Genomic DNA, 22,803 nt, shown 5'->3' on the forward strand with positions numbered 1-22,803 from the left:
GGGCGTTTACGGGCAGTTTATCTCCCACCTAACTTCTTCGCTCCAGCCGAATTTTGAGGTGGGAGTTTTACTGCCCACAAATAGCGGGATAGACAACAGAAGCCCCCTTTGCTACCGTCTTAGCAAAGGGGGCTTCTTCTATATTTAAGTTAGGTACAGTGTGATCAATCAAGTAAAGAGGTATAACGTGTTATTAATATAAGTGACTACCAGTTTCTTTGAATTCTACCGCTTTCTCTTTCATTCCTTTTTCAATTGCTTCTGTCGTTTCTAAATCATTTTCTTTCGCATATTCACGAATATCATGTGAAATTCTCATACTACAAAACTTTGGGCCACACATTGAACAGAAATGAGCTGTTTTCGCCCCTTCTGCTGGCAACGTTTCATCATGATACTCCATCGCACGTTCAGGATCTAAAGATAAATTAAATTGATCGCGCCAACGGAATTCAAATCGTGCTTTCGAAAGTGCATCATCACGCTGATGAGCCGTTTTATGCCCTTTCGCAAGATCGGCTGCATGCGCAGCGATTTTGTACGTAATAACCCCTTCGCGAACATCATCTTTGTTCGGTAAGCCTAAATGTTCTTTCGGAGTTACATAACAAAGCATCGCCGTTCCAAACCAACCGATCATTGCAGCTCCAATTGCTGATGTTATATGGTCATAACCTGGCGCAATATCTGTCGTTAACGGTCCAAGTGTATAGAACGGCGCACCCTGACAAATATCAAGTTCTTTCTCCATATTCTCTTTAATTAAGTGCATTGGTACATGCCCAGGTCCTTCAATCATAACTTGCACATCATGTTTCCAAGCGATTTTTGTTAATTCACCAAGTGTTTCAAGCTCAGAAAACTGTGCTTCGTCATTTGCATCTGCAATAGAACCTGGACGTAATCCATCTCCAAGAGAGAACGAAACATCGTACTGCTTCATAATTTCACAAATCTCTTCAAAATGAGTATATAGGAAGTTTTCTTTATGATGGAATAAACACCACTGCGCCATAATTGAACCACCTCGCGAAACAATACCTGTCATACGCTTTGCAGTAATTGGAATGTAACGAAGTAATACACCAGCGTGAATCGTGAAGTAATCAACGCCTTGCTCCGCCTGCTCAATTAACGTATCACGGTATACTTCCCACGTTAAATCCTCTGCAATTCCGTTTACTTTTTCAAGCGCTTGATAAATTGGCACAGTTCCAACTGGTACCGGAGCATTACGAATAATCCACTCACGCGTTGTATGAATATTTTTACCTGTAGATAAATCCATAATCGTATCTGCACCCCAGCGAGTCGCCCACGTCATCTTCTCTACTTCTTCTGCAATAGAAGACGATACAGCAGAGTTTCCGATATTTGCATTTACCTTTACGTGGAAATTACGTCCAATTATCATCGGTTCCGCTTCAGGATGGTTAATGTTCGCCGGCAAAATCGCACGACCTTCTGCAATCTCCTTACGAACAAATTCAGGCTCTACCCCTTCACGAATCGCAACATATTCCATCTCAGACGTAATAATGCCATTACGCGCATAATGCATTTGCGAAACATTTGCACCTTGCTTCGCTCTAAGCGGCTTACGATCCATTTGCGGGAAAACAGGTGTATGTTTTGAAGCCACTTTCACACCGTCATCCTCTGGTTTCACTTCGCGCCCTTCATATCCTTCTACATCACCACGCTCCAGGGTCCAAGAGTGGCGCGGCGTTGGAATCCCTTTTTCCAGCTCCACTTTATACTCTGGATCTGTATAAGGTCCACTCGTATCATACACACGGATTGGCGGATTTTGAACACCGTTCGTATCACTTTGTTCAATCTCGCGCATCGGCACTTTCATACCTTCACGTGGCCCATCCACATACACTTTCTTACTTCCTGGTAAACTCGATTTCAATTCAATTTGCTCTGCAGAAACAGACTGTTTCATAACCTTTATTGCCCCCCTGTTCGTGACAAGGACGAGATATGGCCAGCGTATGCCAAAATAAAAAGAGCCAGGTCCATAAAAAAATAAGGACCTGGCTCATAAAGACATAATTATGTAAAGCCGTTAACTTCCCTACGCTGGTACGAGCCAGATCAGGTCCAAAGGGTTAAGAAGTTCACACGCTTCTCTCTCAGCCTACGCATACGTTAGGCACCCCTAGTTTATCACTGATTTAATTTTCAATACTTTCCCATCATACCCTATAATCTGAAAAATGCAAAGGTTATTTCTTTTTTGTTTACGGGATCATCCAAGTTAAATAATAAGCCTGCACATACGTCATAATCCCAATAATAGTAACGAAGAATAAACTATGCTTCAATGTAAAGCGGAACAAATCTGACTCTTTCCCAGCAAGTCCAACTGCCGCACAAGCAATCGCAATTGATTGCGGAGAAATCATTTTACCTGTTACACCGCCCGTTGTATTTGCTGCAACGAGAAGCACTTCAGATACACCGACTTGCTGCGCTGTAATTGCTTGTAAATTCGAAAACAGTGCGTTCGCTGACGTATCTGATCCTGTTAAGAATACCCCAATCCAGCCTAAGAATGGTGAGAAGAACGGGAATAGTCCGCCAGTTCCTGCAAGTGCTAACGCTAATGTAGAAGATAAACCAGAATAGTTTGCGATAAATGCGAATCCTAATACGAATCCAATAGATAGAATTGGCATTTTTAGTTCGTTTAACGTTTCTTTAAATGTGGCTACTGCATCTTTTGCACTCATTTTCAAAATAAAGATAGAAATGATACAAGCAATTAAAATTGCTGTTCCAGTCGCTGATAAAACATCTAATTTCAAGATTGCTTCATAAGGTGTTGGTTTATTTACAATTGGCTCTGCTTTCATTACTAAATTGTGCAAGCCTGAAACTTCAAATTTAAATACGAGACTTTCTAAAGCACCACCTGGAGCGAATAATGCTTTAAAGAAACTTTGGCTCCAAATGACTACCATCACAGTTAAAATAATGAACGGAGACCATGCTTTTACTACTTTTCCTACTGTTAGTTTCGGCATAGATGTCGTCGTTGCTGCTACTTCACTATTTGCTTCTTTAGACTGATAAATTTCTTTCGGCTGCCAAACTTTTAAGAATAGCGATAAACTTACTAAACTTACAAGCGCTGACGTAATATCAGGAAGTTCTGGCCCTAAAAACGTCGCTGTAATAAACTGTGTAATTGCAAATGAACTACCGGCTACAAATAAAGCAGGCCACGTTTGTCTTACTCCTTTAAAACCATCCATTAAAAATACGATAAAGAACGGAACAAATAAAGATAAGAACGGTAATTGATGCCCAGCCATTTGCCCAATTTTATGTGGATCAATGCCTGTTACTTGTCCAGCAACTGTAATCGGAATCCCCATCGCTCCGAACGCTACTGGTGCAGTATTTGCGATTAAACAAAGACCTGCTGCATATAAAGGATTTAGCCCAAGACCTGCAAGAAGCGCTGCCGTAATCGCTACTGGTGCACCAAATCCTGCTGCCCCTTCCAAAAATGCTCCAAATGAAAATCCGATTAAAATAACGAGTAAACGATGGTCATTCGTAATGGATAATACAGATGCACGAATGACATCAAATTGACCTGTCTTCACAGAAATTTTATATAAAAATACTGACATAATGATAATCCACGCAATTGGCCATAATCCGTATAAGAAACCGTATCCGGTCGCTGCCATTGCCATTGTGAATGGCATTTTATACGCAAATAAAGCCACCAAAATCGTTAATACAACTGTAATAAATCCTGCCACATACCCCTTCATGCGGAAAACTGCTAAAGCTAAGAAAAAAAAGATGATTGGAATAAGTGCGACTGCTGCCGAAATCCAAATGTTACCGAACGGATCGTAAACTTGTGTCCATGTGTTCATTGTTCTCTCCCCCTAAAGAATCCCCTTTTAAATAGATATAACCTTATCAATAGACTGTCAGGTCATCATACCTTTAAGTCTAAAAAAATATAAACGCCTACGAAAACGTTTTCATTAATTTTATCACACCAATTTTCATTTAAAAAGATTTTTTTGAAAATTTTATCATTTAAACAGAAAATCTTACAAAAACGTCACGTTCTTGTAATGTTAATCGATAGGAAGCTTACCAAATTTACTGCATACTAAAGGTATAACAACGGACATTACTTATGAGGTGATATATATGAACGGAAACAAAATATTAGCAGCTTTATCATACTTTAGTGTATTATTTGCGCCTATCTTATTCCCTATTATCGTGTGGATTGTGGGTGATTCTGAAACGAAACCACATGCAAAACATGCTCTATGGACACATATTATTCCAAGCATTGCTTCATTTATTGGATTAGTTATTTTAGGAATTATGGGCATCGGATCTGATCAACCAGACGTAACACTTGGAACTGGAGCAATCATCGTCTTATGCATTTGCGGAATCATTAGCTTATACTACTTCATTTGGAATATCGTGAAAGGGATTAAGGTACTGAAAGCTTAGTTTTAAACAAACGTTTGATTAAAAAGAAACTGTCGCATAATCGTAAATGAAATTTTATCGGCGATTCGACAAGAGTAACCTACCTATTAATAAGAAAAAAACCGTCCCAAAATACCTTTTGGGACGGTTTTTTTATCTTCTGCGTTTCTTCTTTTTTCTCATCATTTTCTTTCGGCGCGTATTTGCTTTATCCGCTATAATGTGGAGCGTACTCGCCACAACAATTCCCATTACAAACGTTACAATTTCAACCTCGTATTCCTTCGTAATTTCTATTAAATTTCCGTCGAACGCTATTATATTTAATAGGAATAAAAACGGAGAAAACACGATTAACATGTATGCAATACGAATAATATCACCAATTATAATCGTATGTGTGAAGAAGGAACGATGGGGCATTACGCTCCGATATGGATACCAAAAAATGCGCAGGAATCCCCATTTATTATACGCATTACTGTACGTATCTAAATCCGGTGTTAAAAATGCAGTACCTACTAAAAAGCCAATTGCAAAAGTTAATAAAAAATCAAAATTTGTTAATCCATACGAAAAGAGCATAAACAAAACAACCGGAAGGGATATTAAGTTTATTTTCGTATGCGTTCTTCCTGATGGCATAATGCACTTCCTCGCTTACGTTCGCCCTGTCATCCGACAGGTCTCACCTATTGATCTAATTTTTGATCGATAAATGATGTGTCTATATCCGAACCAAACCATTCTGCCAACTTCACTCGTGCCTTATCTTTCACTTCTTCATTTACGTATATCGATGCTTGTAATAGTGCGGCCATTAACGCACCTAAATCATCCGTATAACCAATTCCAACAACGAAATCTGGGATTGCATCAATCGGTGCAATGAAATAAGCAAGTGCTCCGATTACAATAATTTTCACTCGTTTTGGAACATCCGGTCTTTGCAAAACGTAAAACAACAATAAACTCGCATAGATTACCGACTGCCCTGCCTGCTTCGCAACATGTTTTATTTTCTTCCAAAACGCTTCAACTGAAAATTTTTGTTTCATTCAAAAGCCTCCCTATTTTTCAAAAGAAATAAGCTACAATATGTTATGTTATCAGTAAAAGTTCATCAAAATTACACATAATCTATCAATGAAATTTCATTGTAACAAACAAAACCAAAAAGAACAAGTGTTCGTTAATTTTTTCGTGTTTTCCTTCATATAATAGTTTTCTAGACAACCACTTAAAGATTTCTATTCCATATTTCTCAACCAAAAAACTTTCAATTTCGCTTAACATTCTTTTCTATTTTTGTTATATTTTCTAGTTGACGAGCCTATAAACGAATGTTAAAGTTTTCTCTGGTAGTGACAAATCACATACAAAAAATGTAAAATGTTATAGTGTTTCTCAGAAATGAATTTTGTTGTATAATACAGAAATGACGTTATGCTTATGAGCAGCACAAGAAACCAAAAAGGGTATGCATAGTTAAAGTCGTATATGGGTGAATATAGAAACTCTAATTATGGCCAAGAAAACTATGTATTTTTTATTTTAACATTTTTCGCTCCAAAATCGACCAAGCCTGATAGAGAAAGGGTGGAAATGAATGAAAGAAACCATGAAATCACAATTTCAAAATGTGCGTTTCACTTTATTCGTAGCTTTGGCCGTATGGCTAAAAACCTACATCATTACACGCACTAGCTTCGATTTAAAACTTGAATCTTTCATGCAAGAATTCATTTTATTCATTAGTCCATTAGCAGCATCATTACTGTTTGTGGGTCTTGCATTATTTGCAAAAGGGAAAAAACGTAACTATATAGCACTAGGAATTAACTTTATCTTAACGTTCATCCTTGTTGGTAACGTAATGTTCTACGGATTCTACAATGACTTCGTTACTTTACCAGTACTAGGACAAACATCTAATTTCGGAAGTTTAGGTTCTAGTGTGAAAGAATTATTTAACTTCAAAATCATCCTTGCATTTGCGGATATTATCGTATTCTTCGTTCTATTGAAGAAGAAAAAGAAAGATTTTGCACCGACAGAACGTGTAGCACGTCCGATGCGTTCCCTATACTTCGTGTCAACAGTTGCTATTTTCAGCGTAAACCTAGGACTTGCAGAAGCTGAGCGTCCAGAACTATTAACACGTTCATTCGACCGCGTTATGCTTGTTAAAAACTTAGGATTATATGTACACCAAGCATACGATCTTGGCTTACAAGCAAAATCAAGTTCACAAAAAGCATTTGCTGATAGTAGTAAATTGCAAGAAGCAGAAAACTATGTGAAAACAACACAAAGTAAACCAGATCCAAATATGTATGGTACTGCAAAAGGGAAAAACGTAATTGTTGTCTCTCTTGAATCGTTACAAACATTCTTAATTGGTGCGACAGTAAACGGACAAGAAGTTACACCATTCCTAAACCAATTTGCGAAAGAAAGTTATTACTTCGATAACTTCTTCCATCAAACTGGGCAAGGTAAAACATCTGATGCTGAATTCTTAGTAGATACTTCAATGTATCCACTAGACCGTGGTGCTGTATTCTTCACACACGGTAATAACGAATATACAGCAACTCCAGAAATTTTACGTCAGCAAGGATATCACACATCAGTATTCCACGCGAACAACGCAACGTTCTGGAACCGTAACATTATGTATCCGGCACTTGGTTATGATCGTTACTACAACGAGCTTGACTACAAGATCACGCCAGAAACAAAATTAAATTGGGGATTAAAAGATATCGAATACTTCGATCAGTCTATCGATATGTTAAAACAAGTGAAGCAACCGTTCTATACTCGCTTCCTTACTTTAACAAACCATTACCCATTCACTTATGATGACAGTACGAAATTAATCGACGAGTACAACTCTGGTGATGGAGTATTTGACCGCTATATGGTAACAGCTCGTTATTTAGACGAAGCAATGAAACACTTTATTGAGCGTCTAAAAGCAGAAGGTATTTACGACAACTCTGTTATCGTATTCTACGGTGACCATTATGGTATTTCTGAAAACCATAACCGTGCAATGGCACAGTTCTTAGGAAAAGAAGAAATTACTACATTTGACCATATGAACTTACAAAAAACACCGATGTTTATTCACGTTCCAGGTCAAAAAGAAGGTAAAACAATTTCAAAACCAACTGGTGAAATCGACATTAAACCAACAATTCTAAACTTACTTGGTGTAGATTCTACGAATCAAATTCAATTCGGTCATGACGTATTCTCACCAGACAATAAAGGATTCGTTGTTCTTCGTGATGGTAGCTTCATTACAGATAAGTACATGTACACAAACAGTACATTCTACGACCGTAACACAGGTGAAGTTCTGCAATTACCGAAAGAAGAGGCTCAACCACTTATTGACCGTGCACAAAATGAGCTAAATATGTCAGACAAAATCATTGAAGGCGACTTACTTCGCTTCTCTGAAAGCAATAAGATCAAAACTGGCGAAGTAAAAACGGCTATTAAAGAAGAAAAGAAGAGCGCTGAGTAATCTCAGCCTCTTTTTTATTTTCCTCTCTACAAATTCTTCTATACATTAACTTTAAAATTACATAACCTTCACCTAATATTTACACCACATTAACGAAACATCTTTATAATAAAATATGTAAACAAGGTTCCACATATTTCTTATCTCTCATCTTCAATAAGATCCCTTAGAGAAATATGCGCATCATTTGTTTTCAACTTTCTTATACTTGTCTTTCCAAGTGTTTTGTTTGCATAAATGAAACCTTTAAAGACGATGTCCCTATGAAAGATAGCTACCCTCCTTGTGCAACATTCCATACGAATGTTGCTTTTTTTTTTCAAAAAGCAGGATTCTTATTTCTCATTTTCGAATTTGTATATACAAAATGCTATAAGTCACCACTACTTCTCTATGATTTGCAAATAAATACATATACGTCATATGAAGAGAATTGCTTACATAAAAATAACTAGAGTGCTTTTTATTCATGTACTAACGAAAGGATGGGACGAAAATTGGCATACGAAAGATTTGTACTATGGAATGATGCAGTTATTGATACAACGAAACATCGCGCGTACATAGAACTTGAAGAAAGAGGTTTACAATTTGGCGATGGCGTTTATGAAGTTATTCGCCTCTATAACGGAAACTTTCACTTATTAGACCCACATTTAACAAGATTATATCGATCCATGGAAGAAATAGAATTATCACTCCCTTTCTCAAAAGCCGAACTCATCACCTTGCTCTACAAATTAATTGAAAACAATAATTTCCACGAAGATGGAACCATTTACTTACAAGTATCTCGTGGTGTACAAGCTCGAGCACATGCATTCTCATATGACACAACTCCGACAATCTACGCTTATATTTCAAAAAAGGAAAGACCAGCTTTATGGATCGAATACGGTGTACGTGCTATATCAGAACCTGATACGCGCTGGCTCCGCTGTGATATTAAATCGCTAAATTTATTACCAAATGTATTAGCTTATACGAAAGCTGAACGCAAAGGATGTAAAGAAGCACTTCTCGTACGAAATGGTATTGTAACGGAAGGTAGCCATTCTAACTTCTTTCTCATAAAAAACGGAACGCTATATACGCATCCAGCTAATCATCTTATTTTAAACGGAATTATTCGTCAGTACGTCCTTTCTTTAGCTAACACTCTTCAACTTCCTGTACAAGAAGAGCTTTTCAGCGTTCGCGATGTTTATCAAGCAGATGAATGCTTCTTTACGGGAACGACTATTGAAATTTTGCCGATGACCCATCTCGATGGAACTGCGATTCAAGATGGTCAAGTTGGCCCTATCACCAAATTACTACAAAGGTCATTTTCTCAAAGCCTTTTAAAATCCAACAGCACATCTTCCTAAATACGAATAATCTTCTCATTTTCCACATCAAATATATGTATTTAAATGGAAATCAAGGTGTGAATTTATGCCTTGATTTTTTCTTGTAATCTTTTTGTCATATTCAGATTCCCGCATAAGTCTTGACAGTAATCGACATGCTCTTTAGAATTTTTAACAGTTGGTAAATATTTCTTAACTACATTGCAGACAGAAAGGAATCGAAAAATTATGAAAAAATACCTTGCCGGTCTTGCGGCAGTGTCTGTAGCAGGAGGAGCAGCCCCTACACTTGATAGCGTTCAAGCTGCCCCTGAACAAAACACACAAAAAGCTGCTACACAAACTGTCCAAGCTTCCGCATCAAACAATTCATCATATACGGTGAATGCTAGCGTGCTACATGTTCGCGCAGGATCAAGTACTTCTCACGACGTCATCTCTCGCGTTTATAATGGTCAATCATTAAACGTAATTGGAGAAGAAAATGGTTGGTTCAAAATTAACCATAATGGACAAACAGGCTATGTTAGTGGCGAATTTGTATCAAAAAATGGTGCAAAAACAAATAACAATGTAAGTACAGGTGGCAACAATAAAGTTACTGCTGATGTATTACGTGTACGTACAGCTCCTAACACTTCTAGTTCTGTTTCAGGACGTGTATATGAAGGACAAACTTTAAACGTAATTGGAGAAGAAAATGGTTGGGTGAAAATCAACCATAACGGACAAACTGGTTATGTTAGTAGCCAATTTGTATCAGGCGCTTCTTCAAATACTGGCTCTACAAGCAATAACAACAATAGTAACAATGAAGCAACTGTTCAACCAGCAAGCGGAAACTATACAGTAAATGTATCTTCCCTTCGCGTTCGTACAGGTCCTAGCACTTCTCATCCAACTGTAGGTTCTGTTAAACAAGGACAAGTAGTACAAGTTGTAGGCGAAGTTCAAGATTGGTTCAAAATCAATTACGCAGGACAAACAGCTTACTTAAGCAAAGACTACGTAACAAAAGGCGGCTCTAACGAAAACGTTACTCAAGGTAACAACCAAGAGCAAAATAATAATGGAACTGTTCAAACTGGTGGTACTTACGTCGTTAACGCAACATCTCTACGTGTTCGTACAGGCCCTGCTGCTTACCATAGTGTAATTGGCGGCGTGTTAAATGGTACAACATTAAACGTAGTTGGATCTGAAAACGGCTGGTTTAAAGTAAACTACCAAGGAAAAACAGGCTATGTTAGTAGCGAATTTGTAAAATTCGTTAAAGGTGGCACGGCTACTCCTGAACAACCGAAACAACCTGATCAAGGTGCAATTGGCGACTACTACATTAATGCTTCTGCACTAAATGTACGTAGCGGCGAAGGTACAAATTATAGAATCATAGGCGCACTTCCACAAGGACAGAAGGTTCAAGTAATCTCTGAAAACTCTGGATGGAGCAAAATTAACTACAACGGTCAAACTGGTTACATCGGAACACGTTTCCTATCTAAAACACCAGTTGGCGGCGCAGTAGATAATAAACCTAACGACAATCAAAATAACAATCAAAATCAAAATAACAACAACAACAACAATAATAATAGCGGTGATAGTTCTTCTCTACTTGCATACGCGAAATCTATGCAAGGCGTACCATACGTTTGGGGCGGTACTTCTGCTAATGGTGTTGACTGCAGTGGTTATATCTACCACGTATTTAAGAAATTTGGTCATAACATTAGCCGCCAAAGTGTTGCTGGATATTGGAGCAGCTTATCACAAACTTCAAATCCACAACCAGGTGACTTAATTTATTTCAAAGACACTTATAAAAAAGGCCCTTCTCACATGGGTATCTACCTTGGCGGGGGATCATTTATCCAATCTGGAGATAAAGGTGTAGCAATCGCTTCATTAAACAATTCTTATTGGAAAAGCCATTTCTTAGGGTATACGAAAGCACCTTAAGTTATAGTTTCAGAGCCTTCTAGTTTACTAGAGGGCTCTTTTTATTATGTGTTCCCTATATCCCCCTCCTTTTACTCTCTATCCATGAAAAAATAATGTATCCATTTTCCTATTTCGTACACTATATTCCATGAAAATTGTCCAAAACGTTATCATAATGAATATATTTCCACAAAAAACATAACCTATTTCATGTCAATTCATTTCATATGTGTTTTTTCAAAGAATTTTCTTTTTATTTAAACTTTTCGTTAGACGTTTGACCTCAGATGTCCATTATGATAAGTTACTTAAGATGTTATATTCGCAAAAGTATAGACAACTGGTTTATACACTTTTTTACTATGAGGAAGGAGCATACACTGCATGAATATTTTATGGGGAATTGGCGGCGTGATTGGAGTATTAGCAATCGCTTTCTTATTATCTTCCAACCGCAAAGCTATTAATTGGCGCACAATTTTAATCGCGCTAGCATTACAAATGACATTTTCATTTATTGTATTACGATGGGATGCTGGAAAAGCAGGCTTAAAAATTGCTGCTGACGGTGTTCAAGGATTAATCAATTTTTCTTACGAGGGAATTAGGTTCGTTGCTGGGGATTTAGTCAACGCAAAAGGACCTTGGGGATTTATCTTCGTTATTCAAGCACTACTTCCAATTGTATTTATTAGTTCATTAGTTGCAATCTTATATTACTTAGGTATTATGCAGAAATTAGTTAGTTTCATTGGTGGTGCATTAAGTAAACTTCTTGGAACTTCTAAGGCAGAAAGCTTAAATGCAGTAACGACTGTATTTTTAGGACAAACAGAAGCACCAATTTTAATTAAACCTTACTTAGCACGTTTAACTAACAGTGAGTTCTTCACTATTATGGTAAGTGGTATGACAGCTGTTGCCGGATCGGTTCTTGTCGGCTATGCAGCGATGGGCATTCCGTTAGAGCATTTATTAGCAGCAGCAATTATGGCAGCTCCATCAAGTTTATTAATTGCAAAATTAATTATGCCAGAAACAGAAAAAGTAGATAATAACGTTGAACTTTCTACAGAACGTGAAGATGCGAACGTTATTGACGCAGCTGCACGCGGTGCATCTGAAGGTATGCAACTTGTTATTAACGTAGCAGCAATGTTAATGGCTTTCATCGCATTAATCGCTTTATTAAATGGCCTATTAGGATTGGTTGGTTCTTGGTTCGATATTAAACTTAGCCTTGATTTAATCTTCGGTTACTTACTATCACCATTTGCAATCTTAATCGGGGTTTCACCAGGTGAAGCCGTGCAAGCAGCAAGTTTCATCGGTCAAAAACTTGCAATCAACGAATTCGTTGCATATGCAAACTTAGGACCACACATGGCAGAGTTCTCTGCAAAAACAAATATGATTTTAACATTCGCAATCTGTGGTTTTGCAAACTTCTCTTCTATCGCAATTCAATTAGGTGTAACAGGAACGTTAGCTCCTACTCGCCGTAAACAAATTGCACAATTAGGGATTAAAGCAGTTATCGCTGGTACACTAGCGAACTTCTTAAACGCAGCAGTTGCAGGTATGATGTTCCTATAAATTCATGAAAGCCTCCTTTTTAAAAAGGAGGCTTTTTTATATAGTATAAACATAATTTTTATATATATTAAATCCTTTATGTATAGATGTATAGACAATATGTTACAATAATTAGTATGTCTGTTTATTTTTTCTTGTACAAGAGGGATACTACTTGATGTCGCTCGCTAAAAAAGGACTTCCAGCTACATGGTCCATTTCTTAATAATTGTGCATACTACAAATATCCAGCACGAATTATCTTTAAGGAGGAACGTTTCGTGAAAGATAAGTCCTATAAAGTCCTCTCTATGTGGATTTTACAAATTTTATTTTATTTTACTACTGTACATGTGACGAAATATGAGCACGCGCTCATTTTTACAATTATATATGTCATCATAAATGTACTATTCCTATTTTTAGCTGATAAAACAGCATTTATTTTCTTCATACTGGGAACCATTATTTCAGTATTCTATTTATTTTATGAAGCATGGCTTCACTTATGGAGTACATCAGATCAATGGGAATATATTATTACCCACTTCCTGATGGCAGCTAACTTCTTCATTGTTTATATTTCAACCCATCTATTAAAAAAGGTTATCCTTAAAAATAAAGAGTTAACTGAACGAGTGAGAGTGCTTGAGCAATACATTGGAGAATCAAAATTATTAACAAGACAAGAATTCGAAAGACGACAAGCATTATTAACAACTGCGATGAATCGTCGTAATGAAACAGGCATTATCATTTTCTTCGATTTCACTTCCTTTAGTAAATATACGAAGGAAAGCGTCATGGATCGTGTAGCTTCATTATTAGTTGATACAGTCAGAACTGACTTTGACCTTGCTGCTGAATATGACAGCAACACATTAGTCATTTTATTACAAAACACAAATGAAGCCGGTGCTGACATTGTAATGAACCGTCTACATCCAAAAATGAAGCAATGGCTTGCTGCTGAAGCAATTCAAGATATTAAAATAAAACGAGAACAAATCAATACCAAAGGACATATCCCACTATGATGACACTCGTTATGCTTCTTTTATTTATTTTGTTTTGTGTACTTGTTTTCTGGATCAGCATCACATTTTCAATTAAATATGTATTGATTTTTACGGCCTTTCTATTCTCTGGTTTACTCGTTTATTACTCTTTCTTAACAATTGCGGGCTTAATTCATCGAAATAGTAAACGAAAAGATCGTACGCTAGAACATTATCCAAGTGTAGATATTTTAATACCTGCCCATAATGAAGGGGTTGTTATTAAAGATACATTGGAAGCTATGGCAAAGATTGAATACCCAGGCAAACTAAACGTTTATTTATTAAACGATAACTCTCAAGATGAAACACCTGAAATTGGCGATGATTTCGACAGAGCTTATGCTCATATTCATCACATTCGTGTACCACCTGGCGAACCAAAAGGAAAATCGCGTGTATTAAACTACGGCCTTAGCATTTCGGATGGTGAATATTTCTGTGTTTACGATGCAGATAATCAACCTGAACCACATGCACTGCGAATGCTCGTAGAACATGCTGAAACAACAAAGGATGCCGTTGGAGCAGTTGGACACGTTCGTACAGTAAATGAAAAAAGAAATTGGCTTACACGAATGATTTCATTAGAATTTCAGATTTTCCAGCTCCTTATGCAATCTGGACGCTGGCTATTATTCCAAACAGGTTCACTAACCGGAACAAATATGCTTCTTCGTCGTTCCGCATTAGAAGAACTTGGCGGCTATGACCCTTATGCAATCGCAGAGGATGCCGAATTAACATTAAGAATTACCCAAAAGGGCTATCTCTTACCAATCGTCCCGGAATCGATTACATGGGAACAAGAACCTGAGCATTTAAACATTCTTATTAAACAGCGTACACGTTGGCTTCAAGGAAACTTATACATTTTAGAAAAAATGTTTTCTTCGTTAAGCTTCTTTAAAGGGAAACTTCTCGTCCATTCCTTACAACAAGTTTTAGTGTATGTCGTATTTTGGCTATTCCTAATTATTTCAAACGTTTGGTTTGTAATTGGACTGCTCGGCATATTCCAAATTCAATATAGCATTCCACTACTATTCATGTGGTATGTCGCATATATTACATATGTTTCTCAATTATTTAGTGCCCAGAGCGTCGAACGAACCTTTACACCGACCAACATTTTCATAAGCGTCATTATGTACTTTACGTACGCACAGCTCTTTACGTATTTGTTTATTCGCAGTCTCATTCTTTACTTACGCGCAAAGAGCAAGAAACAAGTAATTGGTTGGGATAAAACAGTACGATTTAAAAAAGAAAAATAGATTTCATTAAAAAATAAGCACAGAGCGCCGTATGCTCTGTGCTTATTTTTTACCGTAATACTATATATCAGACAATACCCCTTAGCAGAAAGTTATTTCACGTCCATCCCCCAACGAACGATCGACCTTCATTTATATACGAAAAAGTGATTGCTATTTTTGTAGAACCAATTGCTTCTCTTGATGCTCTTTACGAGTTTCAGTCTTCGGTTCCGTGCTTTCTTGGGCATTTCGATGTGCCACACGTTTCAAGCAAATATGCTTCCACTTTCTTTCGTAACGTTTCATTATTCTAGTTGTCCCCCTTGAATGCGATTTAAAACTATTTGAAATCGCTTACAGAAAATAATATAGCACATATACATAAAAGTGACAACACATTTCCGACATATTTTTGTCAAAAATATGAATATAGTGTGTAAAATATCGGATATTGTCGAACCATATCGATTTTTCTTTTTAAATTACCGATATCTATAGTATTCCCCAACAAAGTAATGCTTTTCCTACAATGGGATAGAACAGTGAAAAAGGACTGCCGACATTCGACAGTCCTAATACTATTTATATATACAGAATTTTTTTCTTCTATTATTAATGTTGTTTCATACGCCCTTCTTTTTGCAACTCTTTAAATAGTGCTGCAATCATAAAGAAAATAACAAATACAAATGGGAATGCCGCAATAATCGACGCAGTTTGCAGCGCCTCTAATCCACCGACATACAATAAGGTCGAAGCTATCGCCGCTAGAACAATACCCCAAACCATTTTGATGCGATTTGGTGGGTTTAAGCTACCATGTGTCGTTAACATCGCTAGAACAAACGTAGCAGAGTCTGCCGATGTAATAAAGAATGTTGAAATAAGTAAAATAGCTAACACACATAAAGCCGGGCCCATACTACCCATCTGGTCTAACATAGCAAATAATCCTACTTCTGTGCCCATTTCTTTAATTTGGCCATATATATTCGCCCCGTCGAACAATTCCATATGAATACCTGTTCCTCCGAAAACAGAGAACCAAAGTGCACCAATTACTGTTGGTACGAGTAACACACCAATAACAAATTCACGAATTGTACGCCCGCGTGACACACGAGCAATAAACGTACCTACGAATGGTGACCATGCAATCCACCATGCCCAGTAGAAAATTGTCCATGACTGAATCCATTGATTTCCGCCTTCATTTAATGGACTTAAACGGAAACTCATACTTGGTAATTCTTGAATGTATGATCCGATTGTTGAAGTGAAATAATTCATAATAAAGTTTGTTGGACCTGCAAATAATACAATTATCATAAGTGCAAACGCTAAAATAATATTCGCATTACTTAAATATTTAATTCCTTTATCGAGTCCCGTTTGTGCAGATAGCATATAAAGAACAGTTACAATTCCGATGATTACTAACTGTGTCGGTAATGAGTTTGGAATGGATGTTAAATAACTAACACCACCCGCAATTTGCTTTGCCCCAAGTCCTAATGATGTTGCCACACCAAATACTGTCGCAAATACAGCTAGAACATCAAACATATGTGCAATACGGCCATGTTCACCGCCTTTAAATAGTGGACCCACTGTCGCACTAATTGTACTTGCTCTTCCTTTTCTAAATGTAAAATACGCAATACATAATGCTACAAGTGCATATAATCCCCACGGATGTAATCCCCAGTGGAAAAACGAGAAACGAAGTGCAAGACGTGCACTCTCTTCAGTCGCACCCTCTCCAAACGGAGGTGTGTATAAATGATTCAACGGTTCTGCAACGCCCCAGAAAACCAAACCGATTCCCATACCGGCACTAAATAACATAGCAAACCATGTCATATAACTATAATCAGGTTCATCATCATCTTTACCTAAACGAATCGAACCGTACTTAGAAACAATTAAGAAAATAGCAATTCCTAAGAAAATAGAAACGGAAATAATATAGAACCATCCAAACTTACTAACTAACGCAGCTTGAATTGCAGTCGTTACATTTCCTAAGCTACCTTTTCCAATAATAGATTCGGGAATAATCCCCCAAAGTGTAAATGTAATACATAATGTTAATGAGACAATAAATGTTTTCGTCAGTTTCCTCATCAAATCCCCCTTCGTATGTTTCATTTCTTGTGAATATCATAAATTCCGATGTGTTAAATCGGATAGAAAACCATAGTTTTTTGTGGTGATTTTCTTTCGGCTCTCTCAAGTTTGCCTTCACCAATTAGAGTTCTTATGGACAGCCTTACCTTCCGTACAACCTTTTCACTCTGCAAGAGCTACAAGATTGGAATACTACTGTCAAATTGTGTGAGAAAAATGCGGATGGGAAGAGATTTTCCCAAAAAAGGATGTGTTACAGTTTTAAAAAAGGGCAGATTTATTCTTTATAACCCTTTCTTCTTGTAACAATTATGCGGTTTTTTTGCTAGTATATAGCGCGTGTTTATAACTTCACAAACGAGATGTTTATGTTTATATAACTATATTACCCATAAAACGGTAAAATACTCAAGGAATGTAACTGTATAGTAATCATTTTGTAACACGTTAGCAATACTTTTATCTCCACTGAAAAAAAATGTTGTAGTAAAAATTTTGACTATAACTATAAACCTACTAAAAGTACGGAGTGAAAAACGCTTTCCTCTAATTCTAGCTATATTACAAATTGTTAATGACTTATTACGAATGGTTTGTAATTGTGTGTTTTCCCAAAATCCGAAAAAATCTGTTGCTATAATGAGGACACGAAAACAAACGCAATGGAGGCTATCATGAAAAAATTAATTGGAATAGCAACAGCAGCAGTTTTTGGTCTTGGGATTTTCACCGCATCTGCTAACGCAGAAACTGTTGTAAAAACAGACGTACTAAATGTACGAGAAAACCCTACTACTGAATCAAAAGTTGTCGGTAAATTACAGAATGGTCATAAATTAGATGTTCTAAATACAGAAAACGGATGGTCACAAATCAAATTAGATGGTAAAGACGCATTCGTAAGTACAGAGTTTACAAAGAACTCTTACTATGTAACAGCTAACGTATTAAATGTACGTGCTGAAGCGAACACAAACTCAGAAATTCTTGGAACGCTTAAGAAAGACGATATGATCGAAACAACGAACCAAGTACAAAATGAGTGGTTACAATTTGAATATAACGGGAAAACGGCTTATGTTCATGTTCCTTTCTTAACAGGTACAGCACCTGTTATCGAGAAACAAGAAACGCCTGCTCCTGCTAAAGCTCAAGCACCTGCACCAGTAAAAACAGCTGCTAAGCCTGCTGTGAAAGCTGCTGAAACTAGCGAACCTTCTAATGGTCGTGAGTTAACAGTTGTAGCTACAGCATATACAGCTCATCCGAGCGAAAACGGTGGCACATACGGCGGCCGTGTATTAACTGCAATGGGTCATGACCTAACAGCGAACCCAAACATGAAAATGATCGCTGTTGACCCGAAAGTAATCCCATTAGGATCTAAAGTATGGGTTGAAGGTTATGGAGAAGCAATCGCTGGTGATACTGGCGGTGCAATTAAAGGTAACCGTATCGACATTCTACTTGGATCAGATAGCGCTGCTAACAAATGGGGACGCAAAACTGTTAAAGTGAAAATTTTAAAATAACCAATGACTGCTAAATTACAGCCGGTTCTCTTTATTGAGAGCTGGCTTTTATTTTTTATATAATACATATAAGGAGGTGACGTCCATGAATTTACAAGCTAAGGTAGACTGGGTCGGTACACCAAAACCGTACATATATAAAGATGATATAACATATGATGCTATCGCAATTGACTTCTCACTCACAAATGATGACAATCGCTATAAATTAATTGTGCTCAAGTCTGAAGAAAATACACATTACAAAATCGTACAATATGGAATAAAGCCAGGCTCTCAAAAGCCATTTCCTATTGATATTCCATTCGAGCAAGGAATGCTACCGCTCGTAGAACACATATTAAATGATCCATATGTACAAGCGATATTAAAGGAAGCACGCTTCTAATTACAAAAAAAGAGACTGTTCAAAATTGAACAGCCTCTTTCTTATATTAACGAGTCGGACCAGATACTTCCTCTGATTTCAGCGTATTATTTGCTCCAAGAGAATGGTACAATATCTTTCCATTTCCATTAACAGTAACGATATGGTCATTATTAAAGCTCTTGAATTTTACAGAGCCATCACCATAACGAATATGATATTCTTCATATGTCGTTACTTTATATTTCGTCGCACTTTGACGTTCTACATTGCGAATGTTCATTGTCAATAAATCTTCTGTAATTCCTTTTTTCTGTAGATATTGTAAGTAATCACGGTCTTCCTTATACGATTTCCCACTCTTATCATAATCATTTTCAATTAAACTAAAATCGTTTAATGCAATTGCACGTACGTTATTATAAATATGATTTTGTACAAAATCTCCCACCGCTGAACTAGAAGCTTCTTTCGGGAACCTTAAGTAATATGTACTTTGATCTCCAACTTTAATACTTTCAGATTTCATCACACCAAATTCAGCGTTTTTCTCTAAATGTACTTCTACCGTTTCATCCGTCGGTACAGGACCAAGTTTATAACTTCCGTAATTTAACTTTCCGCGTTTCTTGCCATTAACAAATACAGTTGCATCGTTTTCATCAGATGAAATGGTTACATAATTTCCTTCAAGTGATAAATTCACTTCTACTGTCCCATTCTTTTCATCTGCTAAATCCACTTCTTTTTCTGTCTCTAATTCAGCAAGTTCCGTCTTCGCCTTTGCCTTTACAACATAAGTACCCGGGAAGTATGGACCTAATTCTTTCGAAGTTTTATCACTGGAAAGCTCTGTTTCTTTTTTATCATTCACATATATTTCAGCATTCTTTGCAGTTGTGCTAACATTCATGTAATACGATTTCATGCTGAACTTATACTTCGGATATAAGAACCACTCTTTCCCGTCTTCTATAATTTTCCCATCTTTAAAAGATGCTTTATCACTTGCTAACTTTTGATTGACTATCTCTTTTTGTAAATAAGACAGTAATGCTTTATTATACGAAGGGTTATCCTTTAAATAACGTAAGTACGCTTTAATATCTTCGGTCTTGACCTTTAAGGTTGGATCGTCTACTTTCAAAATCTCATCGATTGCATTAACATCTTTATTTTGGAATGCTTCGATCATTGCATTTACTTGCTTTTCCTTCGAAAACTTGCTTGCGCCGAATTTATATGCGCCAAACAAAATAGCAAAAACAATGACAAAACCTATAAGTAAAAACATGTTTTTCTTACTTTTCACTGGCTTTGTTTCTCTCCGCATTTCTGAATGAGAAGAAGCTGTTTGATCAGCAATTTCTTCTACTTTACTTCCGCAATCAGGACAAAAGTTCAAATGATCTGCAACCTGCTTTTTACAAGTTCCACAAAACTTCAATATGCTCTCCCCCTACTTTTTCGCTAATTTCATTCCGGCCAATGCCGCTACATATGTCACAATAAAACTAAACAAAGTTAAATATATAAATGAATTTTGCATAAATAATACAGTACCGCTCGCTTCGAATACATTCATTACATTTCCAGACACATCAATTTGGAACTTAGAAATTATGTTCATTACAACCATCATAATTGTGTAAGAACCGCTGCATACCGCTAATGTAATATACATATTCGTAGTCGGTAATGCTGCTAGTTTTCTTCCGGATCTAAACATAAAAAATAACGGAATAATAAGCAATAATAAACCGTAATGGAATACGCTATTTACTTCTTCCACTTCAGCAATATCTTCCGGAGTTCCTCCTTGTGCAATCATTATATCTTTAAATCCAATTCCATTTACAGAAATACCCGATACGAATGAAAAGGCTAATTTGTTATCAGCTGATTTCTTACTAATTCCTTTAAACTCATGATCAAATGCTGGACTTGATACTTCTAACGGAGAAAAATGAGCCATACTCCATAATTGAGGTGTTAATTCTAATGCTAATAATGCACCTTGCGTTTTTGAAGCTTTCATTTCTTTTAACGGTTCAATACTGTCTTCGTTACTTACTAACGCCATAGCTAAAATACACGTTACTACCGCTGTCACTAAAAGTCCTTTTATCATAGCTGAAACCCCATAATAAATAGATGCCCCATATGGCATTAACTCTTGAAACGCTGCTGCCATATTGTTTTTGCTTGTATGAATAATAAATCCTACTAAAGTGAATAACGTTCCACATACAAAACCACTTAGGAAGCTCTTTATAGCTGAATAACCAACTGTTATCTTACCTGCATCTGAGAATGGAATTACAAAAGATTGTGATGCTACAAAGCTTATGATAAGTAAAAATATTCCATATACAATACCGACTATTGCTGCTACAAAAATTTGATCCTTAATCGTCTTCGCAACACGTTGTTTTCCTAACCATATTCCCGTACCAGCTAAAATAATGAATGGAACAATTAATAATAAAACAAATGGAGTATGCCAAGATAAAGATAACATCAATCCACTATCATCACCGGCTGTAAAACCAAGCAAATGATAATTTAATAGCGTAGAAGTTGCGCTTGCATAGAAACTTGGTAGCATTTCCAGTTCTTTCGTAAGATTGCTAAACATCTCACTTAATATAGAAGCAAATAATAAACTTCCAATCCAACCAGCAACTAACATGAGAACACTTGCAATAGCCCCACCAATTAAACCTGTTTTTAAAGTTTCTTTATCTGCTGTAAATGCAACTTTAGGAGCACTATCCATCGTAGGTAATTTTACAAGTTGTTCTTTTTTCTTAACAACAAATAAAGAATGCCCACACTTTTGACAATATACATTTTGCTGAGCATTTTCATTACCGCAACCTCTGCAATACTTAGCAGTATCTTGATCTAACGTTACTGTATCTACTGCCCCCGCAATCTCCATACTTCCTTCATTAGGACAATAATTCACTTCTTCACCATGTTGTTTTCCGCACGTGCGACAATACATCTTATTCACTCCCCACTTTGCTTAATTCCACAAACCGGGCAGTAAGTAGAGTTTTTATCAATATACTCATTACATGTAATACAATTTTCCTTTTCACTATTACTTTCTACCGCTAACATCGGGTTAGGATTTCCACATGAACCACAGAACTTATCATTTATTGATAAAGACCCACCACATTCACAAGTAGCTTTCTCTCCTTGTTGTTTTTGCAATTCAACTATTCGTTTTCTTGCTTGATAAATAGCAACATCAAACTCTTGAATTGGAGCAATCACTTCTTTTAAACTCGCTTCATTTACTCCGTTTCCTCTTAGTTGAACATATACCTGTTGTCCGAGCTCTAATAAAACTTCTGCTTTTTTCTGCATTTGCACTTGCATTCCTTTTTTCAACTGAGCAATTTCTTGTGCAATTTGCAACTTCTGCTTTCCTTGTTCTATTCCCTCTTGTAACTTATTCATTCCACTACCTAATTTCGTCTGTAAATCTGACAAGTCGATTCTCTCCCTATAAACATATAGTAATATGTAAAATTAACATTATA

The 22,803-nt window shown here is 36.7% G+C and carries 18 protein-coding genes and 1 riboswitch; of the genes, 9 read left to right on the plus strand and 9 right to left on the minus strand.

Going from position 1 to position 22,803, the window contains the following annotated elements; all coding sequences use genetic code 11:
• Positions 1–193 precede the first annotated feature (193 nt).
• Both thiC and lldP read right to left on the minus strand, forming a co-directional pair.
• The gene (gene thiC / locus NSQ47_RS19335) at positions 194–1,951 is read right to left on the minus strand and encodes a phosphomethylpyrimidine synthase ThiC (RefSeq protein ID WP_341037733.1); all 1,758 of its coding nucleotides are present in this window, start codon (positions 1,949–1,951) and stop codon (positions 194–196) included.
• Positions 1,952–2,063: 112 nt separating this feature from the next.
• Positions 2,064–2,179, minus strand: a riboswitch (TPP riboswitch).
• A 70-nt stretch (positions 2,180–2,249) separates the two neighbouring features.
• Positions 2,250–3,905: an L-lactate permease gene (gene lldP / locus NSQ47_RS19340; protein WP_341037736.1), complete on the minus strand. Its 1,656-nt coding sequence runs from the start codon at positions 3,903–3,905 to the stop codon at positions 2,250–2,252.
• 286 nt (positions 3,906–4,191) lie between these two features.
• On the opposite strand from lldP, the gene NSQ47_RS19345 reads away from it, so the two are divergent.
• Positions 4,192–4,509, plus strand: a complete 318-nt coding sequence (locus tag NSQ47_RS19345; protein WP_341037738.1) for a DUF4870 domain-containing protein — start codon at positions 4,192–4,194, stop codon at positions 4,507–4,509.
• Positions 4,510–4,641: 132 nt separating this feature from the next.
• Here the strand turns inward: NSQ47_RS19345 and NSQ47_RS19350 are convergent, their stop codons facing one another.
• Both NSQ47_RS19350 and NSQ47_RS19355 read right to left on the minus strand, forming a co-directional pair.
• Entirely contained in the window at positions 4,642–5,133 is a 492-nt protein-coding gene (locus NSQ47_RS19350; RefSeq protein WP_341037741.1) for a metal-binding protein, read from the minus strand.
• A gap of 47 nt (positions 5,134–5,180) precedes the next feature.
• The gene (locus NSQ47_RS19355) at positions 5,181–5,546 is read right to left on the minus strand and encodes a YkvA family protein (protein WP_341037744.1); all 366 of its coding nucleotides are present in this window, start codon (positions 5,544–5,546) and stop codon (positions 5,181–5,183) included.
• Between the two features lie 551 nt (positions 5,547–6,097).
• Between NSQ47_RS19355 and NSQ47_RS19360 the strand changes: the two genes are divergently transcribed.
• From NSQ47_RS19360 to NSQ47_RS19385, 6 genes are all read left to right on the plus strand, one after another.
• A complete protein-coding gene (locus tag NSQ47_RS19360) occupies positions 6,098–8,029 on the plus strand; it encodes an LTA synthase family protein (protein WP_341037747.1) in 1,932 nt (643 codons plus the stop codon).
• Between the two features lie 485 nt (positions 8,030–8,514).
• Positions 8,515–9,399, plus strand: coding sequence for a D-amino-acid transaminase (locus tag NSQ47_RS19365; protein ID WP_080013674.1), 885 nt, complete (start codon positions 8,515–8,517; stop codon positions 9,397–9,399).
• Positions 9,400–9,609: 210 nt separating this feature from the next.
• The gene (locus tag NSQ47_RS19370; protein ID WP_341037749.1) at positions 9,610–11,343 is read left to right on the plus strand and encodes a C40 family peptidase; all 1,734 of its coding nucleotides are present in this window, start codon (positions 9,610–9,612) and stop codon (positions 11,341–11,343) included.
• A 366-nt stretch (positions 11,344–11,709) separates the two neighbouring features.
• Entirely contained in the window at positions 11,710–12,921 is a 1,212-nt protein-coding gene (locus tag NSQ47_RS19375) for a NupC/NupG family nucleoside CNT transporter (RefSeq protein ID WP_078179476.1), read from the plus strand.
• Between the two features lie 260 nt (positions 12,922–13,181).
• Positions 13,182–13,937, plus strand: a complete 756-nt coding sequence (locus tag NSQ47_RS19380; protein WP_341037754.1) for a diguanylate cyclase domain-containing protein — start codon at positions 13,182–13,184, stop codon at positions 13,935–13,937.
• Complete coding sequence (locus NSQ47_RS19385; RefSeq protein WP_204208512.1) at positions 13,934–15,235, plus strand: glycosyltransferase family 2 protein; 1,302 nt, start codon at positions 13,934–13,936, stop codon at positions 15,233–15,235. Before NSQ47_RS19380 ends, NSQ47_RS19385 begins: the two co-directional genes overlap by 4 nt.
• A 153-nt stretch (positions 15,236–15,388) precedes the next feature.
• Here the strand turns inward: NSQ47_RS19385 and NSQ47_RS19390 are convergent, their stop codons facing one another.
• Together NSQ47_RS19390 and opuD are read right to left on the minus strand one after the other, a co-directional pair.
• Positions 15,389–15,523 (minus strand): hypothetical protein, encoded by a 135-nt coding sequence (locus tag NSQ47_RS19390; RefSeq protein ID WP_002068447.1) that lies wholly within the window; start codon positions 15,521–15,523, stop codon positions 15,389–15,391.
• Between the two features lie 306 nt (positions 15,524–15,829).
• Positions 15,830–17,344, minus strand: a complete 1,515-nt coding sequence (gene opuD, locus NSQ47_RS19395; RefSeq protein WP_078174877.1) for a glycine betaine transporter OpuD — start codon at positions 17,342–17,344, stop codon at positions 15,830–15,832.
• Positions 17,345–18,021: 677 nt separating this feature from the next.
• On the opposite strand from opuD, the gene NSQ47_RS19400 reads away from it, so the two are divergent.
• Both NSQ47_RS19400 and NSQ47_RS19405 read left to right on the plus strand, forming a co-directional pair.
• Complete coding sequence (locus NSQ47_RS19400; RefSeq protein WP_341037757.1) at positions 18,022–18,879, plus strand: cell wall-binding protein EntA; 858 nt, start codon at positions 18,022–18,024, stop codon at positions 18,877–18,879.
• Between the two features lie 85 nt (positions 18,880–18,964).
• Positions 18,965–19,267 carry a DUF3910 family protein gene (locus NSQ47_RS19405; RefSeq protein WP_341037760.1) on the plus strand — a complete coding sequence of 101 codons (303 nt, stop codon included), beginning with the start codon at positions 18,965–18,967 and terminating at the stop codon, positions 19,265–19,267.
• A gap of 46 nt (positions 19,268–19,313) precedes the next feature.
• On the opposite strand, the gene NSQ47_RS19410 is transcribed toward NSQ47_RS19405, so the two are convergent.
• The 3 genes from NSQ47_RS19410 to NSQ47_RS19420 are packed head-to-tail and all read right to left on the minus strand — an operon-like array spanning position 19,314 to position 22,753.
• Positions 19,314–20,693, minus strand: coding sequence for a zinc ribbon domain-containing protein (locus tag NSQ47_RS19410; RefSeq protein WP_341037763.1), 1,380 nt, complete (start codon positions 20,691–20,693; stop codon positions 19,314–19,316).
• A gap of 12 nt (positions 20,694–20,705) precedes the next feature.
• A complete protein-coding gene (locus tag NSQ47_RS19415) occupies positions 20,706–22,256 on the minus strand; it encodes a zinc ribbon domain-containing protein (RefSeq protein WP_341037765.1) in 1,551 nt (516 codons plus the stop codon).
• Positions 22,257–22,261: 5 nt separating this feature from the next.
• Entirely contained in the window at positions 22,262–22,753 is a 492-nt protein-coding gene (locus NSQ47_RS19420) for a zinc ribbon domain-containing protein (RefSeq protein WP_144505107.1), read from the minus strand.
• Positions 22,754–22,803: the final 50 nt, after the last annotated feature.

The sequence above is a fragment of the Bacillus sp. FSL R10-2780 genome (assembly GCF_038006125.1).
In the GTDB taxonomy this organism is placed as follows: Bacteria; Bacillota; Bacilli; order Bacillales; family Bacillaceae_G; genus Bacillus_A; species Bacillus_A cereus_U.

Coding starts and splice junctions, on each gene's coding strand:
- NSQ47_RS19350 (WP_341037741.1), bottom strand. CDS start 5,133: ATGCCATCAGGAAGAACGCATACGAAAATAAACTTAATATCCCTTCCG.
- thiC (WP_341037733.1), bottom strand. CDS start 1,951: ATGAAACAGTCTGTTTCTGCAGAGCAAATTGAATTGAAATCGAGTTTA.
- NSQ47_RS19370 (WP_341037749.1), top strand. CDS start 9,610: ATGAAAAAATACCTTGCCGGTCTTGCGGCAGTGTCTGTAGCAGGAGGA.
- NSQ47_RS19375 (WP_078179476.1), top strand. CDS start 11,710: ATGAATATTTTATGGGGAATTGGCGGCGTGATTGGAGTATTAGCAATC.
- NSQ47_RS19390 (WP_002068447.1), bottom strand. CDS start 15,523: ATGAAACGTTACGAAAGAAAGTGGAAGCATATTTGCTTGAAACGTGTG.
- NSQ47_RS19355 (WP_341037744.1), bottom strand. CDS start 5,546: ATGAAACAAAAATTTTCAGTTGAAGCGTTTTGGAAGAAAATAAAACAT.
- NSQ47_RS19415 (WP_341037765.1), bottom strand. CDS start 22,256: ATGTATTGTCGCACGTGCGGAAAACAACATGGTGAAGAAGTGAATTAT.
- NSQ47_RS19405 (WP_341037760.1), top strand. CDS start 18,965: ATGAATTTACAAGCTAAGGTAGACTGGGTCGGTACACCAAAACCGTAC.
- NSQ47_RS19345 (WP_341037738.1), top strand. CDS start 4,192: ATGAACGGAAACAAAATATTAGCAGCTTTATCATACTTTAGTGTATTA.
- NSQ47_RS19385 (WP_204208512.1), top strand. CDS start 13,934: ATGATGACACTCGTTATGCTTCTTTTATTTATTTTGTTTTGTGTACTT.
- NSQ47_RS19400 (WP_341037757.1), top strand. CDS start 18,022: ATGAAAAAATTAATTGGAATAGCAACAGCAGCAGTTTTTGGTCTTGGG.
- NSQ47_RS19360 (WP_341037747.1), top strand. CDS start 6,098: ATGAAAGAAACCATGAAATCACAATTTCAAAATGTGCGTTTCACTTTA.
- opuD (WP_078174877.1), bottom strand. CDS start 17,344: ATGAGGAAACTGACGAAAACATTTATTGTCTCATTAACATTATGTATT.
- NSQ47_RS19365 (WP_080013674.1), top strand. CDS start 8,515: ATGGGACGAAAATTGGCATACGAAAGATTTGTACTATGGAATGATGCA.
- lldP (WP_341037736.1), bottom strand. CDS start 3,905: ATGAACACATGGACACAAGTTTACGATCCGTTCGGTAACATTTGGATT.